Source organism: Arcanobacterium canis (genome assembly GCF_029625435.1).
GTDB lineage: Bacteria > Actinomycetota > Actinomycetes > Actinomycetales > Actinomycetaceae > Arcanobacterium > Arcanobacterium canis.
Genome location: NZ_CP121208.1, coordinates 495,515 through 510,801 on the forward strand (window position 1 = coordinate 495,515; position 15,287 = coordinate 510,801).

Below are 15,287 nucleotides of genomic sequence, written 5' to 3' on the forward strand. Positions count from 1 at the left end.
CATTTTTGTCATACCCGAGGGTTAGGCTTGAGATATGGACAGATCGTATCTACCTAATGATGTTGTCGTGGCGGAAAAGCCTCTTCTCGACGCCGGTAAGCCGCTGATGGCGCTGGCCTCGTTCGCCTGCGCGCAAGCGGTGGTAGCTGATCTCCACCGACGCGGTGCGCGGGTGAGTGGCTCAACAATACTTGTCCTCGCCGGACGTGGAAACAACGGAGGTGACGCTCTGTTTGCGGGTGCCGCGCTTGCTCGACGCGGAGCTCAGGTGAGAATCGTTCATTGTGCTGGTGCTCATCGGGAAGGTCTGGCTGCTGCAATTGCCAATGGGGCGCGAGCCGAAGAAATCGGAGATTCTGCCAGCGACTGCGCGCGTCTGCGCGATCTGGCCACCTGGGGCGGAACGTGGATCGATGGTCTATTAGGGATCGGTGCGACCGGCGCTGCACGTTCGCCCATCTCTACCTGGATTGATGTGCTTAACCATGAACGCGCGATCAGCCCTGACGAGCCTCGTGTAGTGGCAGTTGATGTTCCTAGTGGAGTCGGCGTTTCCAAAGGAACTGTGCCAGGCCCAGTCCTGCGTGCCGATATCACTGTTGCGATGGGCGTGAGAAAACCTGCGCATGTAGTGCCACCGGCGTCGTCTTACTGCGGAACAATTGTTGATGTTCCTCTCGGAATCGAACCGTATCTTCCTCGTCACCCTTACGTGTGCTCTCTATCCGACGCCGACGTTGCCGACCTGTGGATGATCCCAGGTAATCATGACCACAAGTACACTCGCGGTGTGCTGGGGATGCTCACCGGATCTGATCGATACCCAGGGGCAGCCTTACTCGGAATTGCAGGGGCGCTTGCCGTGGGGCCGGGGATGGTTCGCTACGTTGGTTCTGTCAATGTCACGTCCCACTTCCCTGAAATCGTCACAGAAACCGGGCGTGTGCAGGCCTGGGTGATCGGCTCGGGGCTTGATACATTTGACGATGCACGTCAGATTCTTCGCAGTGCTCGGGCCGATTGCCTTCCGGTGGTGCTCGATGCAGGTGCCATTGCGCTCGCGGCTGAAGAAGACTTACCGGACGTCACGATCTTGACCCCACATGCTGGAGAGTTGTCGTCACTGCTTGGACAACTTGGTGAGCCAATGAGCCGACGTGACGTTGAAACTCAGCCCATGGAAGCCGCGCGTCTCGCGGCAGAAAAGACCGGTGCAATCGTCGTCGCCAAAGGATATGTCGATGTGATTGTGCCACCCACAGGCACGGCCTACGCTCAGGGCGGTGCCCCGGGATGGCGTGCCGTTGCCGGAGCGGGAGACACGTACGCTGGCGTTGTGGGAGGTCTTCTTGCAGAACTCGCCTCGCCACGTCGTGAAAACGCGGCTCTGGCTGCAGCAGCGGCATCGCACATTCATGCTCGTGCAGCGCTGCGCGCCTCACGTGCTGAGGGACGAATTGGACACCCCATCCGTGCTCATGAGATTGCCGACGCAATGAGTGACGTTATTGATGAGATTTTGAATGGAGAATCATGAGCTACCCTTCGCGCGCGTATATCTCGAAGAGCGCGTTCCTACACAACCTTGACGTCGCGCAGAGTTTTGGGCCGGCAATGGCGATTGTGAAAGCCAATGCATATGGGCACGGAATTGAATTGATTTCTCGCTGGGCTCTCGGGGCGGGAGTGGAATGGTTCGGTGCTGCACAACTTGAGGAGGCGATGCATCTGCGCCACCTCATCGGCCCAGCGCCCCGCGTCTTTACGTGGATTTATTCTCCTGGAGCGAACCTGCGCAGCGCAATCGAGAACAGAATCGATATCAGTGTCGGCAGTTCATGGGCACTGACGGAGCTTGTTGACGCAGCCCGCCAGGCAGGAATACCAGCCCGAGTACATATTGAAGTTGATACAGGAATGGCGCGCGGAGGTGTGTGCCCGCGCGAGGTTGACGCGATTGCGCGTCGGTTGCTTGCATACGAAGCAGAAGGTGTAATCGACATCGTCGGGCTGTGGAGTCACCTGGCAAATGCTGACAGTACTGATCCAAGGCCAACACTGTCGCAGATTGAAGCATTCGAAGCGGCGCGATCCGTTTTTTCACGTCACGGGCTTGTTCCACAGATGTGCCACTTGGCTGCTTCAGGTGGCGCACTGTGGTTCCCCCAATCACGCTACGACATGGCTCGCACGGGGATCATCCTCTATGGACTCTCACCGAATATTGAGCGAGCCAGTGCGTTTGACCTGGGACTTGAACCAGTGATGCGCCTCGAAGCGGATATTATGGCTGTACGTGACGTTCCCGAGCACACGGGTATCTCCTACGGTCACACTGAAGTGACCACGCACCCAACTCACCTGGCAGTTGTCCCCTTGGGCTATGGGGATGGCATTCCTCGGTCGGCGTCGCGCAACGCCTACGTTTCAGTGAACGGTCAGCGGGCGAAAATCATGGGCACGGTGTGTATGGATCAGTTCATGGTTGACGCGCCGGGTGTAGAAGCAGGTCAAACTGCGGTGCTCTTTGGAGCCCCGCAGACACCAACCGCTGATGAGTGGGGGCGCGCTGCAGGCTCGATTGGATATGAGATAGTCACCAGGATTGGGCCGCGGGTGGCACGTATCCCCGAGCTCTAACGTAGAATAAATGCGCGAAAGGAGAGAGATGGTTTCTCTACTGGTTCCCCTCGCCGCCGATATTCAGGCGGTTGGATATGCAATTGGACAAGCAGCTCAGGCTGGCGATCTTGTGATGCTCAACGGGCCACTCGGCGCTGGCAAAACGACGATGACACAGGGTATCGCGCGCGGTCTTGGAATTGACGGCGCAATTGCCAGCCCAACATTTGTCATCGCACAGATTCATCATGGTCGTATTGATTTAGTTCACGTTGATGCTTACCGGCTCAATTCAATTGAGGAGATCGACGCGCTCGATCTGGATACCTCGCTTGAAGAGTCCCTTACTGTCGTTGAGTGGGGTAGTGGCAAGGTTGAGATGTTGGCAGAGGATCGCCTCGAAATTCAGATTATGCGTCCTGAGGGGTCCGACGCAGGTGAAGAAGTTGAAGACTTGTACGAAGATGCTCCTCGAACACTGACCTTCATCACTCATGGCATCCGCTCTGCACAACTTGCTGATGCGGTGCTTGCTGACAAGCGAGTTCAGGCCCTGGAACGCCGATGAGAATCGTGGCGTATGTGTTGGTGCTCCTGGGATTATTCCCAGGGGGAGGGCCGACCTTCGTCCTCGATGTTCCACCTGCTGCTGATATCGCGCGTTGGTTTGAAAACGACGGACTACGCGAATCTGAGCGTCAAGCACCGACTGTATTTGGGGTCGCCGCGGATAGTCCAACAATTATCACGGTGGGCTCTCCGAAGCGTTCTTTCCGCTTCTCTGGATCGGGTTCGAACGCACAAGTGGTGCAGACAAATAACTGGGTTGCGCCGGTGTCGAAGAACGGTGCAGTGGTTGGTGCAATCGAAGCGAATTTCGATGATCGTCGTCCCAAGGCGATTACAGTCAGCGCAGATGTTCGTTTGGGCAGTGCTGCGGGAAGTCCGCAGACGCGTTTGGTGGCGGACTCGGAGCTCGACGCCTGGTTTGCTCTGGGCGATCAGGAGATTTCCCCGGCATCGAAGGCAGGTGCTGAACTCGTGCTCGGTGAGATCCCGCTCAAGGATTTTCTTGCTAATCGTGGTGCTCTTGCAGGAGAAAAAAGGCAGCACTCGACCTCAGGTATTCCAACCGACGAGTCCAAAGACGGCCATTCACTTCTTGCGATGATTACTGTGGGGTGGGCCGTCGGCCTCCTGGTGGTCTTTTCTCTGCTGTGGTTACGCTGGGATCTCAACCACCGTGAAAAGCTCGAAAAATTGCCGCAGGCAGTGCCGCCTCCCGAGCCTGAGACTGCTCACGATAAGCCGTCGTTCAAAGATGCAGCCCCGAAGGTAGCTGTCTATCAGCTGCCACGTACAAATGAGAATTCGGAAAAGGAAAATAATGACAATTCTGACGATTGATACCTCTGCCGGTATTTCTATCGGCCTGGTGGGAGAGAATTTCGACGTTCTTTGCGCAATTCATGAAACAGATTCACGTCACCATGCTGAGCATCTCGCTCCGTTTGTTGCCAAGGTGTTGGCAGAGGCCGGTGTCGATCGCCCAGACCTCATCGTCGCCGGTACCGGCCCAGCCGCATTCACCGGCTTGCGTGCTGGCTTGATGACGGCTCGTGCTCTGTCACGTGGATGGGGAGTCCCCCTTGAAGGGGTCTCGTCGCTGGAAGTTTTGGCACTTGCAGCTGCCGACGCCGGTGCCCAGGAAATTGTCAGCATCATTGACGCCCGCCGCAAGGAAGTCTACGCGTTGCGCGCGCGCCCTATGGGGGCGGACGACGTCGCCGTCATTACTCCGGCACGCGTCCTCAAGCCTGCCGTTCTCGCTCAAGAACTGGCACAGGAACCGGCAGTGCTTGCCTCTCCTTCACAGGAATTGTTCGAGTCTGAACTTGGCGAACGCATCATTGTTTTCGCAGATCCGGCAGTGATGGCACGTCTGGCCGCCTCGCGAAAGTCGCGTGTCGAAGCCGGTGAGGAACTGGATTTGGGGACAGAGCCACAGTATTTGCGCCGCCCTGACGTTCACGGTGGGGCACATGCCCAACCACAGGCTGAGGGTAACCCGTACCAGTGAGTTTTCGCCCGGTTCGCGCTGGTGATGCTGCGCGTCTTGCACGGTTTGATCGCGCTATCTTCGGATCTGATGCGTGGCCATTGCCCGTGTGGCAACAAGCGGTCGAAGCGCCGGGCCAGCTCTACCTCCTTGCTGAGAGCGAACCTGAGCTCGGACAACCCGCAGGCGATGTCGTAGCGGTAGGCGGTGTGGGGTTCGGCCCCGATGCCGAAATCTTGACGATCGCTGTTGCTCCTCAGGCACGTGGTCAAGGTCTTGGACGACAGCTCCTCGAAAATCTCATCGATGCAGCGTGGTCTGATGGCAGTGAAGCAATCTTCCTCGAAGTGCGTTCGCGTGGAATGACGGCGCAACGACTCTATGAACGAGCTGGTTTCACGGTGGTGGGCCGGCGAAAGAACTATTACTCCGATGACGATGCCCTCATTATGAAACTTGAGGCGCCGGCGTCGGGAGACGACACAAAGAAGCAGTGAAAGGTGAGCGTGCGTGGTGTGGGAAAAGAGCATGGCACGGGCGCGGTAGGATATGAGTGTGGAAAAACTAGTTTTAGGAATTGAATCTTCCTGCGATGAAACCGGTGTTGCACTGGTTCGTGGTGGGGAACTTCTTGCGGATGTGACGGCCACGTCGATGGATGAATTTGCGCGTTTTGGTGGCATCATTCCGGAGATCGCTTCACGTGCGCACCTGCAGTCGTTTGTGCCGACACTCAACGCGGCACTCGAGAAGGCGGGTGTGGTTCTTGATGATGTCGATGCTATCGCTGTGACTGCTGGCCCAGGTCTGGTCGGCTCGCTCACGGTGGGCGTTTCGGCTGCGAAGGCTCTTGCGCTTTCGCTCGGGAAGCCGTTGTACGGTGTTAACCACATCATCGGGCACATCGCCGTCGATCAACTGGTTCACGGTGCGTTTCCAGATAAGTTCGTCGGACTTGCCGTGTCAGGCGGTCACTCGCATCTGATGCTCGTCAATGACATTGCAACCGATGTCAAGGAACTCGGTGGCACACTTGACGATGCTGCAGGTGAGGCGTTTGACAAGGTCGGCCGTCTGCTCGGCACACCGTATCCGGGCGGTCCGCACGTCGATAAATTGGCTCAGGCGGGTGACCCGACAGCCATTCGTTTCCCACGGGGACTGTCAAAAGGTAAAGATAAGGTGAATCACCCTTATGACTACTCTTTCTCGGGTTTGAAGACTGCTGTCGCTCGACATATCGAGGGCACACTTGCGCGTGGAGAAGAACTTCAGCGCGAAAATATCTCGGCAGGTTTTCAAGAGGCTGTCGCCGATGTTCTCACGGCGAAGGCATTTCAGGCCTGCGAAGATTTCGGTTGCGACACGCTGGTCATTGGTGGGGGTTTCTCAGCAAACTCGCGCTTGCGATCGATGGCTCAGGAGCGCGCTGCTCAGCATGGAGTAACGGTACGAATTCCTCCCATTCGTTACTGTACTGATAACGGCGCCATGATCGCTGCACTCGGATACTCGTTAGCGATGGCTGGTGTGGAACCAAGCGATTTAGGCATCACCGTCGATACCGGATTGTCGCGAGACGTTATCGTCGTACGATGAGAGTAATTGAGGGGCGTGCCAAGCACGCCCCTCAATTACTTAGACTCGTTCGGCCACAATTGCCCGATGCTTACCCAACAGCGGGCAGAGAATGATCGTGGCAGAACCGGGACGCTTCACGTCGAGTTTCAGCTTCTTTCGTAAGGTTTCAGGGACGACGTCAGTGCCCCGTTTTTTGATTTCGACGCGGCCAATATCTCGCTGAGTCAAGGCTTGGCGAATTGCTTTGATATCGAAGGGGAGTACATCGAGCACCCGAAAACGCGATAAGAATCCTGAGCTGACCTTGCCACCAGTCAGGTAAGCAATCGCATGGGACACCGGAGCCAACCCGAGGTGGTCAGCAAGCGAGGCTACCGATCCGGATCGAATAATCGCCGGATCGGGTTCGTATAGATATTCTCCGAGTTCTTGTGGCGGTGCCATCGGAGCCTCGTGGGTTGGGTCGCCGATGTGAGGATCCCATATCTGCACGCCATCTGAGAGGACGAGCGCTTCACGCCCGGGTTGCTCTGCCAATTCACCCAGCCAGATCACTGCTTCCACCAGTTCTCCGCCGTCGGAAATCCATGTCACTCGCGAATTTTGGGGGAGGTGTTGATAATTGATCCCTGGGGCGACTTTAATACCTGCAGCCCGAAACATCCGTGCGATCGAGATTGCTGTGCTCAGTGGTGGCATCCAATGGTCAGGACGGGTCAGCCGCTTTCCATTCGCCCGCCGTGCGGGATCGAGCCAGACAGCATTGGTGTTAAACGAGCAAAGATTAAGCGAGAAGGCGTCGGCACGATAGACTTTCGCGTTGGGGAACGGCGCGAGGTTAAAAGCTGCTGCCGCAGCGGCGTCGGGGGAAATATCAATGGCGATGACATCCATTCCCAGCCCAGAAAATGCGAGCGAGTCGCCGCCGATACCACAACCGACGTCTAAAACGCTCCTCATGCCGACGTCGCGGAAACGCTTGGCGTGGTGGGCCGATACCCGTAACCTGGTGGATTGCTCTAGCCCGTCGGGAGTGAACAGCATCGACTGGGCAAACGGCCCAAACTTTGCTGTGGCCGCAGCGCGCAAACGCGCTTGAGTCAGTGCTGCTGAGACAAGCTCAGGAGCGTACCCCTCGCTGCGTAGACGCTGAGTCAGGGAAAAAACATTGGCGGTATCGTAGTCGCCAATGGCTTCAAGGAGGGCGATGCCTTGTGGGGACAGGAGGGAAGAAATCACATTCTCTATCTTGCCATGCGTTCGTGCGTTCGCACCTGGCGATGAGTTGGCACTCGCATTGACCGAGTGCCAAAATCGGCCTAATCTAGGAAGTGTTCTGGGAACGAGGTGACCCCCGCGACGGCGCTCCGTTCCACCAAAAATTTGACAAGTCAAAGGAGAAATCCGAATGTCGGTTTCCATTAAGCCGCTTGACGATCGTATCGTCATCCGTCAGGTTTCTGCTGAGCAGACCACAGCCTCCGGCCTGGTTCTTCCCGATACTGCGAAGGAAAAGCCGCAGGAAGGCGAAGTACTGGCAGTTGGTCCGGGTCGTATTGATGACAATGGCAACCGTGTTGCTATGGACGTCAAGGTGGGCGACAAGGTCATTTACTCGAAGTTCGGTGGCACCGAGGTTAAGTACGGTGACGATGAGTTCATCATTCTCTCCCAGCGTGACGTTCTGGCAGTAGTCGAGCGCTGATCGCACTCTGTATAAGAAGTGGAGGATCACCCAAGGTGGTCCTCCACTTCTTTCTTCTATGCGTTTATCAGGCAGTCGGCGCGTGGCGACGGCGGGCAAGAACCCGGTTACGCTCTTCTTCCGACATGCCACCCCAAACACCATATGGTTCATTGTGGGAGAGGGCATATTCGCGGCACTGTTCAATCACAGGGCAGGCCTGGCAAATACGCTTTGCGCGCTCGATGCGACGACGACGCGGGCCACCGCGTTCGCCTTCGGGGTGGAAGAAGAATTCCGGATCCATCGAGTTGCAAGCGCCGAGAAGCTGCCAGTCCCAAAAATCCACGAGGGCACCGTCAACATCTTTGATGCGAGCTACCAAAATTTCACGTCCTTTAAATCCATGTGCATAGGTTCCACGTTAGGCTGATCGCCTGTGGCGAAACCTCAACTAGTGTAACTGGCAAATGCGTAGAGAAACAGTGTTGATCTTCACTCTCATTTTTGCTAGCTGTTGTGTGATATGAAAAAGCGTCATTTTCTTGAAGAAGATTGATATATTTGATCAGCTTGCGTAGTGCTATGCGATATGGTGAGCCGTGGCCCACAACAATGTCGAAATGTGCGCACTACACTAGGGACATGAACAACGATCCTTTCGGCCTGGTTGGCCTGACCTATGATGATGTGCTCCTCCTCCCGAACGCGACGGATGTGATCCCGTCGGAGGTGGATACATCCAGCCCGCTGACAAAAAATATCACGTTAAAGATGCCGATCCTTTCGGCAGCGATGGATACCGTGACTGAATCACGTATGGCAATCGCAATGGCAAGCCTGGGTGGTCTGGGCGTTATCCACCGTAATCTGTCGATTGAGGATCAAGCGCAGCATGTTGCCACGGTGAAAGCTGCCTCAACTGACGCCGTGGATGTTTCGCAAGCGACGCTTGATACGCAAGGACGCCTTCGTGTAGGTGCGGCAATTGGCTACTGGGGCGATGCATGGGATCGCGCACTCGCACTTGCTCGGGCCGGCGTTGATGTGCTGTTCGTTGATACTGCCAATGGTGAAGCAGCGCTTGCACTCGAAATGATCTCGAAGATCAAGTCATCTGAGGAATTCGACGGTGTCGATGTCGTTGGTGGCAATATTGCGACAACTGAAGGTGCTCAAGCGCTTATCGATGCAGGAGCTGACGGCGTTAAAGTTGGAGTTGGCCCAGGTTCGATCTGCACCACTCGTATCGTTGCAGGTATTGGCGTGCCGCAGGTGACTGCCGTCTACCTCGCATCTTTGGCTGCGAAACCTGCCGGTATCCCATTGATCGCCGACGGCGGTTTGACTCACTCTGGTGATATTGGCAAGGCTATCGTCGCCGGCGCTTCAACCGTCATGCTCGGCGGTCTGCTGTCGGGAACCGATGAAACACCGGGTGAAACGTACCAGATCAACGGTGTGAGCTTTAAGAGCTACCGTGGCATGGGGTCCCTGGGTGCAATGAGTTCTCGCGGACGAGTCTCCTATTCCAAGGACCGTTACTTCCAAGCCGATGTCAAGAGCGACGAGAAGATCGTGCCGGAGGGAATTGAAGGTCAAGTCCAATCGAAGGGACCAGTCGAACAAGTTCTCTACCAGCTTACGGGTGGTCTCCATCAGACGATGTTCTACACGGGTGCTCGTTCTATTGATGAGCTTGCTCGTCGCGGACGTTTTGTTCGAATCACCCCTGCCGGCCTGCGTGAATCCCATCCGCATGACGTGCAGATCACCGTTAAAGCTCCAAACTATTAAGGTCGTACAACTGGCCAACCGCGGGGAGGGACCGGATTTCCCTTCTCGCGGTCAAGCCGGTCAAAGAAGTCACGCTGCTCGTTGTAGGTCTCTTCCTGTAGCTGCGCCAGCTCGCGAAGATCCATGTGTGCCACGTGGGGATACTTTCGACAGATCGCTCCCAGCACGCGCAGCGTCGCCAATACATCAGCTTCCGCATTATGGAACGCATCATCTTGGTCAACAGCGTAGTGCTGTGCCAAATTCTCTAGCCGACGCTTTCCTTTTCGGAAGCGATCACAGCTTTTGTCCACCATGTACGGGTCAATGATCGGGCCGATTTCACGCCCGAGCCGCTTCGCCATCGTGTCGAGTCCGTGACGTTCTAACTCGCACTCCATGAGAGTCAGATCGTAGGAAGCGTTAAACGCGACTACCACGAATCCTTGTTGCATATGGTTACACAGTATGTCGGCAATTTCATCGAGAACTTGTGCGATAGGGCGCCCTTCTTCCTGGGCTTTCTGTGTGGAGATTCCATGCACGCGCTGTGCTTGGGGAGGAATCTCTACTCCGGGATCTGCCAGCCAATAGTGGCGTGTTGTTCGGCTTTCTTCCACCAGAACTACCGATGCCGTCACGAGGCGAGAGTTCAGTGGATCGACACCGGTTGTTTCTGTGTCAAATCCAATAATTGGGTTATTCGTCCACATTTTTCTGCCCCTTTTTCTTCCCACTGCGGGGATCGCTTGTTTTCCTTCGGCGGAACTGTGTTGTCCTCATTCAATCCTAGAAACAGCCTACGACACTTTTTCGTGAACACTTTGGATGCCACATCAAGGAAGGCGCTAGGCTTGGTATGTGGCAAACGAAATTGAGATTGGGCGTGGCAAACGCGCCACTGCGGGTTATTCCTTCGATGACATCGCCGTTGTTCCCTCACGTCGAACGCGTGACGCGGCAGACGTTTCTGTGACGTGGCAACTTGATGCTAATTACCTTGAAGTTCCTATCCTGGGCGCACCGATGGATTCAGTGACTTCCGTGCAAACAGCCATCGAGCTTTCCCGACTCGGCGGCATTGGTGTTCTCGATCTCGAAGGTTTGTGGACTCGCTATGACGATCCCACCGATCAGTTTGAGCAGATCGCCACTGCCAGTGAGGATGAGGCAACAGCAGTCCTCCAGCGTGTGTATTCGGAGCCAATTAAACCTGAACTGATCATTCAGCGTCTTCGTGAGATACGCGAAGCGGGAGCCACCGTTGCTGGCGCACTCTCGCCGCAGCGAACATCCCAGTATTGGGATCTTGTCGCCGACGCCGGGGTTGACCTCTTCGTCATCCGTGGCACGACCGTCTCCGCTGAGCATGTCTCATCAAATGCTGAGCCTCTTAACCTCAAGCGCTTCATTTATGATCTCGATGTTCCGGTGATTGTTGGTGGGGTTGCGTCATACACAGCGGCTCTTCACTTGATGCGTACTGGAGCCGCTGGTGTCTTGGCAGGGTTCGGCGGGGGTGCCACGTCGGCGAACCGCCGCACCGTCGGCGTCGCCGTTCCGATGGCAACCACCGTCGCGGAAGTTGCTGCCGCCAGACGTGAATATATGGACGAAACCGGTGGCCGTTACGTACACGTAATTGCAGACGGCCAAATTTCGACATCAGGCGATCTTGTCAAAGCAATTGCGTGTGGCGCCGACGGCGTGATGCTCGGCACGGCACTTGCACGCGCTGAAGAAGCTCCCGGACGCGGTTTCCATTGGGGCGCGGAGGCGCGTCATTCGACGCTTCCGCGTGGGGAGCGCGTAGAAGTTGAGCGAGCAGGGAGCCTGGAGACGGTGATCAACGGGCCTGCGTCGGATGCATCTGGACGCACTAACCTGATCGGAGCTCTCAAACGTGCCATGGCAATGACAGGCTACTCAGACGTGAAGGAATTCCAGCGAGTGTCAGTATCGGTAGGTGCAAACAGATGAAAGTTTTCGGCGATCACGGCGAAAGAATACTCGCGCGCAGGGAGATCAACGAGGGGCTATATGCACCGACGTCGGTGTTTGGGTCGTTAAGATACGCTTTTGCTACCCCGACGCGCCTTCGAAAGGAAGTGATCGCCGGACTCACCGTATCTCTCGCGATGATTCCGGAGGCAATCGCTTTCGCAATCATCGCAGGGGTATCGCCAACATCAGGTTTATATGCCTCGGTTGTCATGTGTATAACGATGGCGTTCGTTGGAGGGCGTCCGGCTGTACTCACAGGTGTGACATCCGCGGTGGCAATCGTTACCGCTCCGATCGGACTGCATTACGGCGCCGAGTACATGATGGCCACAGTTTTGCTCGGCGGTCTGATACAAGCGGTATTGGGTCTGGTTGGAATAGCGAATCTCGAAAAGCTCATCGGTCGTTCGGTGATGCTCGGTTTCACCAACGCCCTCGGGTTGATGCTCATGTGGACGCAAGCCAAAGTGTTCACACAAGGCAATTGGCAGGTGTGGACGTTGGCGGCGATCGGTATCGCCGTGATGTTTCTCTGGCCAAAAATTACTCGTGCTTTGCCAGGACCACTTGTGACTGTGGCGCTTTTGACGTTGATCGCAGTGCTCGCAGGCTGGCACGTGCCCAACGTGGGCCAGATGGGGCCGATCGGGGGAGCGATCCCGCTCCCGGGACTGCCAGATGTGCCCTATAACCTCGAAACGTTGCGCATTATTGCGCCGTACTCGCTCGCGGTTGCGTTCATCGGGATCATCACTTCACTCATGACAGCGAAACTTGCTGACGACGTTGTAGACAACGAGTCGAATAAAACTCACGAGACAATCGGCTTGGGAATTGCGAATGTGGCGTCGGGGCTGTTCGGAGGAATGGCTGGTTGCGGGATGATGGGGCAAACGCTAATCTCTGTCCGAGAAGTTGGCGCTCGCACACGACTGGCCACTTTGATGGGTGGCGTTTTCATTCTTGTTCTCAGCCTTGGCCTTGCGCCGGTGGTTGCCGCCATTCCGACGTCGGCCTTGGCGGCTGTGATGCTCGTTATTGGTATCAAGACCGTGAACTGGAACGTCATGCGACCGGCGACGATTAAATTCATGCCGTGGACCGAATCGATCATTATGTTTGCCACGATGATTTCCGCAATCGTGACGCAAAACTTGGCTATTGGCGTCGGAGTGGGTGTGGTGACGGCAATCATTGGTTTCACGCGGAGAATCACCCACATGGTTCATGTGGAGACTGTGCTTGAAGATGCTCCAGAGGGTGATGGCAAGATCCGTATTTACACAGTACATGGTCAACTTTTTTGGATTTCCGCGACGTCGATGATGAAACATTTCAATTTTGATACCCGTGCGCAGACAATCATTATTGATCTATCTGATGCGGAAATCTGGGATGCCTCTACGGTTGCAACTCTTGACGCTGTGACGCGCAAGTATCGCAATCGTGGCAAACTGGTTGAAATTCGGGGGCTGCACGGGGCAAGTCAAGATCGTTTACGCAAACTCTCAGGGCATTTGGACTAAGTTGCGCAACTGAGATTTGCGGCAGTTGTTCTGGATAGTGGTGTTTTCTATTTTTCTGTGTTGAGCTGGTAGGTGCTTCCGTCCCTACTGCGTTGGAGTATTCCTGCATCTACGCACGCTCTGCGCACACGTGCAACATCTCGAACAAACATTGCGAGAGCACAGTTTAATTCTGATTCGCTGAGTTTAGTGCGTGGGTGAATGCGTGTGAAAACAGTAGTAACGAGCTTGCGGGAAAGAACAAGAATTTGATCCTCGTCTTGTGGAAGAGTATCAATTCTTTTGACGTGTGCAATGAGATCTTCAGATAGGACGTTTTCAAGTTCTGCGATGGTATTTCGCAGGCACGTGGTATCGATTATTCCATTGTGTGCCCAGTCAAATGGAAGATTGTCATTGCTGAAGGAAGTGAAATTTTCGTGGCTCATGAGTAAACGAGCAAGTTTGGCACGAAAATTCGGGTTTGCGATTGATGAGGTGATAATGCGCACGCGTTTGATTGCCTGCGTTTGGTCTTTCCCAAGAGCTGAGTTCACAGTGAAGTCTCCGTTGCGTTTTTCTTGCCGAATGTGAGTACTGCCCACAGAATAACAATAATGGCGGATGAAATAAGGGATGCAGCGAAGAAACCGGCGAATTGGGTAGCGTATCCAACAGCGATGCTCGCTGAGGAAAAATATAGCACCAATATATGTAGTACAGAGTGCAGGAGAAGCCTTTGTTCGGATTTTCAATTCGCCAAGCAGGAGTTTGTTAATGACATTTCTCTCCAGATCTTTCTAAGGGGGGCATTGCATAGAACTCAAACGGGTGAGAATCGCGATAATCTTGCCCCTCCAAAAAATGATGGCGAGCCGATACCCCTCGCTTCTAGTGTCGCCATTTTTGAGAAGAGTGCGAACTCGCTGAGGTCTGATCCTCATGAGAGGTATGCTGGAGATATGTTGCAGGCGTTCTCATCTCGTCAAGTTGCCACTGTTGATGGTCAACAAACTTAAACTTTTGGATACAAGTCAGTAAGATTTTGGAGAAAAAGTGGAGGGGCGCCATTTGTTAGTAACATCTGATCTGGATTGTTATCCATGGTAAAGGCATGTCCTCATACGGTTGAGGTTGTGGTAGTTGGTGCAACCGGTGCGGGTGTCGATTCGCTATCGCCAACAGATGCAGCCAATTTTCGCTATCGTGTTCAACAGCTTTTCTACGAGTTGAGCAATGAATGGCTCAACGAAGAAGTCGAAGGTTATTCTCTTTGGCATACCTTCTACGAAGATGAGGATTTAGATCCCCTTTCTGATGAGATCATGGGGTGCGTCATAACAAATATTTGCTCTGATCGGAATATCCCTATCGCTTTGTTGTACCAATGTTTACAGGTGTGTTTTGATTACTTGCGCGTTACCGACACGCGAGGTTATTTCGTGGAAATTGGTTCGTTTGCACTGGGGAAAAGCCAGACACCAGTGTGGTATCGCAGATTGAGGGAAGATCAACCTTCTCGATTTGCGCGGTTTTTTCGTCAACAGTTGAGTCGTTTTTGTGGTGACATCTCTGAGAAGAATTTGTCATGTTCCCCAATCCCATATTGTCCTGATGTAAGACCTGGTGCGGGCATGGAGATTCTCAGGCAACAGGTGGAAGGCAAGACGCCGGTGGAAGTAGCTGTGGAAACACTGTACGAGCAGGGTACAGAGCGTGAACTTGAGCGCGTAGCTCAATTGTTTATTGGCTATATCAGCCCCGAGCAACCTGTTTTAGATGGGTTTGTTGGTGTAGGGGCAAATAAGTGGACGATAACACGCTCAGAAAATGATAAGAAACAACAAGTTGGCCGTTTAAGCATTCGAGGGTATTTACCGGATTTCAATCCGATTTTCGCCGGAATTGCTACGCGAGGCGCGATCGAATCTTGTCATCTCGCTGGCGTTGCTAATCCGCTGAAAATATCTGTTGAACTGGAATCATATAGATGAAAGCTATGAAATTCTGTGCAGTTCTTCGCGGTATATTTACGGCATGAGGGCTGGTGGAAATG

The 15,287-nt window shown here is 54.5% G+C and carries 17 protein-coding genes; 13 read left to right on the plus strand and 4 right to left on the minus strand.

What is annotated here, in order from left to right:
• Positions 1-67: 67 nt before the first annotated feature.
• From P7079_RS02250 to tsaD, 7 genes are read left to right on the plus strand one after another with little or no spacing between them, the layout of a single operon-like run.
• A complete protein-coding gene (locus tag P7079_RS02250; RefSeq protein ID WP_278013217.1) occupies positions 68-1,537 on the plus strand; it encodes a bifunctional ADP-dependent NAD(P)H-hydrate dehydratase/NAD(P)H-hydrate epimerase in 1,470 nt (489 codons plus the stop codon).
• The gene (alr, locus tag P7079_RS02255) at positions 1,534-2,640 is read left to right on the plus strand and encodes an alanine racemase (protein ID WP_278013218.1); all 1,107 of its coding nucleotides are present in this window, start codon (positions 1,534-1,536) and stop codon (positions 2,638-2,640) included. Before P7079_RS02250 ends, alr begins: the two co-directional genes overlap by 4 nt.
• A 28-nt stretch (positions 2,641-2,668) precedes the next feature.
• The gene (gene tsaE, locus P7079_RS02260) at positions 2,669-3,190 is read left to right on the plus strand and encodes a tRNA (adenosine(37)-N6)-threonylcarbamoyltransferase complex ATPase subunit type 1 TsaE (RefSeq protein ID WP_278013219.1); all 522 of its coding nucleotides are present in this window, start codon (positions 2,669-2,671) and stop codon (positions 3,188-3,190) included.
• Entirely contained in the window at positions 3,187-4,029 is an 843-nt protein-coding gene (locus P7079_RS02265) for a hypothetical protein (protein ID WP_278013220.1), read from the plus strand. Before tsaE ends, P7079_RS02265 begins: the two co-directional genes overlap by 4 nt.
• Positions 4,010-4,702: a tRNA (adenosine(37)-N6)-threonylcarbamoyltransferase complex dimerization subunit type 1 TsaB gene (gene tsaB, locus P7079_RS02270; RefSeq protein ID WP_278013221.1), complete on the plus strand. Its 693-nt coding sequence runs from the start codon at positions 4,010-4,012 to the stop codon at positions 4,700-4,702. The genes P7079_RS02265 and tsaB overlap by 20 nt, the downstream gene beginning before the upstream one ends.
• Positions 4,699-5,178 (plus strand): ribosomal protein S18-alanine N-acetyltransferase, encoded by a 480-nt coding sequence (rimI, locus tag P7079_RS02275; RefSeq protein WP_278013222.1) that lies wholly within the window; start codon positions 4,699-4,701, stop codon positions 5,176-5,178. Before tsaB ends, rimI begins: the two co-directional genes overlap by 4 nt.
• Positions 5,179-5,230: 52 nt before the next feature.
• Positions 5,231-6,280, plus strand: coding sequence for a tRNA (adenosine(37)-N6)-threonylcarbamoyltransferase complex transferase subunit TsaD (gene tsaD / locus P7079_RS02280; protein WP_278013223.1), 1,050 nt, complete (start codon positions 5,231-5,233; stop codon positions 6,278-6,280).
• Between the two features lie 39 nt (positions 6,281-6,319).
• On the opposite strand, the gene P7079_RS02285 is transcribed toward tsaD, so the two are convergent.
• A complete protein-coding gene (locus tag P7079_RS02285) occupies positions 6,320-7,501 on the minus strand; it encodes a class I SAM-dependent methyltransferase (RefSeq protein WP_278013224.1) in 1,182 nt (393 codons plus the stop codon).
• A gap of 169 nt (positions 7,502-7,670) precedes the next feature.
• Between P7079_RS02285 and groES the strand changes: the two genes are divergently transcribed.
• Positions 7,671-7,967 carry a co-chaperone GroES gene (gene groES, locus P7079_RS02290; protein ID WP_278013225.1) on the plus strand — a complete coding sequence of 99 codons (297 nt, stop codon included), beginning with the start codon at positions 7,671-7,673 and terminating at the stop codon, positions 7,965-7,967.
• A gap of 67 nt (positions 7,968-8,034) precedes the next feature.
• Here the strand turns inward: groES and P7079_RS02295 are convergent, their stop codons facing one another.
• On the minus strand, positions 8,035-8,253 hold the full coding sequence (locus P7079_RS02295) for a WhiB family transcriptional regulator (protein ID WP_278013585.1): 219 nt from the start codon (positions 8,251-8,253) through the stop codon (positions 8,035-8,037).
• Between the two features lie 338 nt (positions 8,254-8,591).
• Here P7079_RS02295 and guaB point away from each other — a divergent pair, with 338 nt between their 5' ends.
• Complete coding sequence (guaB, locus tag P7079_RS02300; RefSeq protein WP_278013226.1) at positions 8,592-9,743, plus strand: IMP dehydrogenase; 1,152 nt, start codon at positions 8,592-8,594, stop codon at positions 9,741-9,743.
• On the opposite strand, the gene P7079_RS02305 is transcribed toward guaB, so the two are convergent.
• A complete protein-coding gene (locus P7079_RS02305; protein WP_278013227.1) occupies positions 9,740-10,435 on the minus strand; it encodes an exonuclease domain-containing protein in 696 nt (231 codons plus the stop codon). The two genes, guaB and P7079_RS02305, sit on opposite strands and share 4 nt — an antisense overlap.
• A 148-nt stretch (positions 10,436-10,583) precedes the next feature.
• On the opposite strand from P7079_RS02305, the gene P7079_RS02310 reads away from it, so the two are divergent.
• Both P7079_RS02310 and P7079_RS02315 read left to right on the plus strand, forming a co-directional pair.
• Positions 10,584-11,702, plus strand: a complete 1,119-nt coding sequence (locus P7079_RS02310) for a GuaB3 family IMP dehydrogenase-related protein (protein WP_278013228.1) — start codon at positions 10,584-10,586, stop codon at positions 11,700-11,702.
• Entirely contained in the window at positions 11,699-13,252 is a 1,554-nt protein-coding gene (locus tag P7079_RS02315) for a SulP family inorganic anion transporter (RefSeq protein WP_278013229.1), read from the plus strand. The genes P7079_RS02310 and P7079_RS02315 overlap by 4 nt, the downstream gene beginning before the upstream one ends.
• A gap of 47 nt (positions 13,253-13,299) precedes the next feature.
• Here P7079_RS02315 and P7079_RS02320 read toward each other — a convergent pair whose 3' ends face one another.
• Positions 13,300-13,836: a DUF2087 domain-containing protein gene (locus P7079_RS02320; RefSeq protein WP_278013230.1), complete on the minus strand. Its 537-nt coding sequence runs from the start codon at positions 13,834-13,836 to the stop codon at positions 13,300-13,302.
• A gap of 12 nt (positions 13,837-13,848) precedes the next feature.
• On the opposite strand from P7079_RS02320, the gene P7079_RS02325 reads away from it, so the two are divergent.
• Both P7079_RS02325 and P7079_RS02330 read left to right on the plus strand, forming a co-directional pair.
• Complete coding sequence (locus P7079_RS02325) at positions 13,849-14,250, plus strand: hypothetical protein (protein ID WP_278013231.1); 402 nt, start codon at positions 13,849-13,851, stop codon at positions 14,248-14,250.
• A gap of 84 nt (positions 14,251-14,334) precedes the next feature.
• Positions 14,335-15,225, plus strand: coding sequence for a hypothetical protein (locus P7079_RS02330; RefSeq protein ID WP_278013232.1), 891 nt, complete (start codon positions 14,335-14,337; stop codon positions 15,223-15,225).
• Positions 15,226-15,287: the final 62 nt, after the last annotated feature.

Coding starts and splice junctions, on each gene's coding strand:
- alr (WP_278013218.1), top strand. CDS start 1,534: ATGAGCTACCCTTCGCGCGCGTATATCTCGAAGAGCGCGTTCCTACAC.
- tsaE (WP_278013219.1), top strand. CDS start 2,669: ATGGTTTCTCTACTGGTTCCCCTCGCCGCCGATATTCAGGCGGTTGGA.
- P7079_RS02265 (WP_278013220.1), top strand. CDS start 3,187: ATGAGAATCGTGGCGTATGTGTTGGTGCTCCTGGGATTATTCCCAGGG.
- tsaB (WP_278013221.1), top strand. CDS start 4,010: ATGACAATTCTGACGATTGATACCTCTGCCGGTATTTCTATCGGCCTG.
- tsaD (WP_278013223.1), top strand. CDS start 5,231: ATGAGTGTGGAAAAACTAGTTTTAGGAATTGAATCTTCCTGCGATGAA.
- groES (WP_278013225.1), top strand. CDS start 7,671: ATGTCGGTTTCCATTAAGCCGCTTGACGATCGTATCGTCATCCGTCAG.
- P7079_RS02295 (WP_278013585.1), bottom strand. CDS start 8,253: ATGGATCCGGAATTCTTCTTCCACCCCGAAGGCGAACGCGGTGGCCCG.
- guaB (WP_278013226.1), top strand. CDS start 8,592: ATGAACAACGATCCTTTCGGCCTGGTTGGCCTGACCTATGATGATGTG.
- P7079_RS02305 (WP_278013227.1), bottom strand. CDS start 10,435: ATGTGGACGAATAACCCAATTATTGGATTTGACACAGAAACAACCGGT.
- P7079_RS02315 (WP_278013229.1), top strand. CDS start 11,699: ATGAAAGTTTTCGGCGATCACGGCGAAAGAATACTCGCGCGCAGGGAG.
- P7079_RS02325 (WP_278013231.1), top strand. CDS start 13,849: ATGGCGGATGAAATAAGGGATGCAGCGAAGAAACCGGCGAATTGGGTA.
- P7079_RS02330 (WP_278013232.1), top strand. CDS start 14,335: ATGGTAAAGGCATGTCCTCATACGGTTGAGGTTGTGGTAGTTGGTGCA.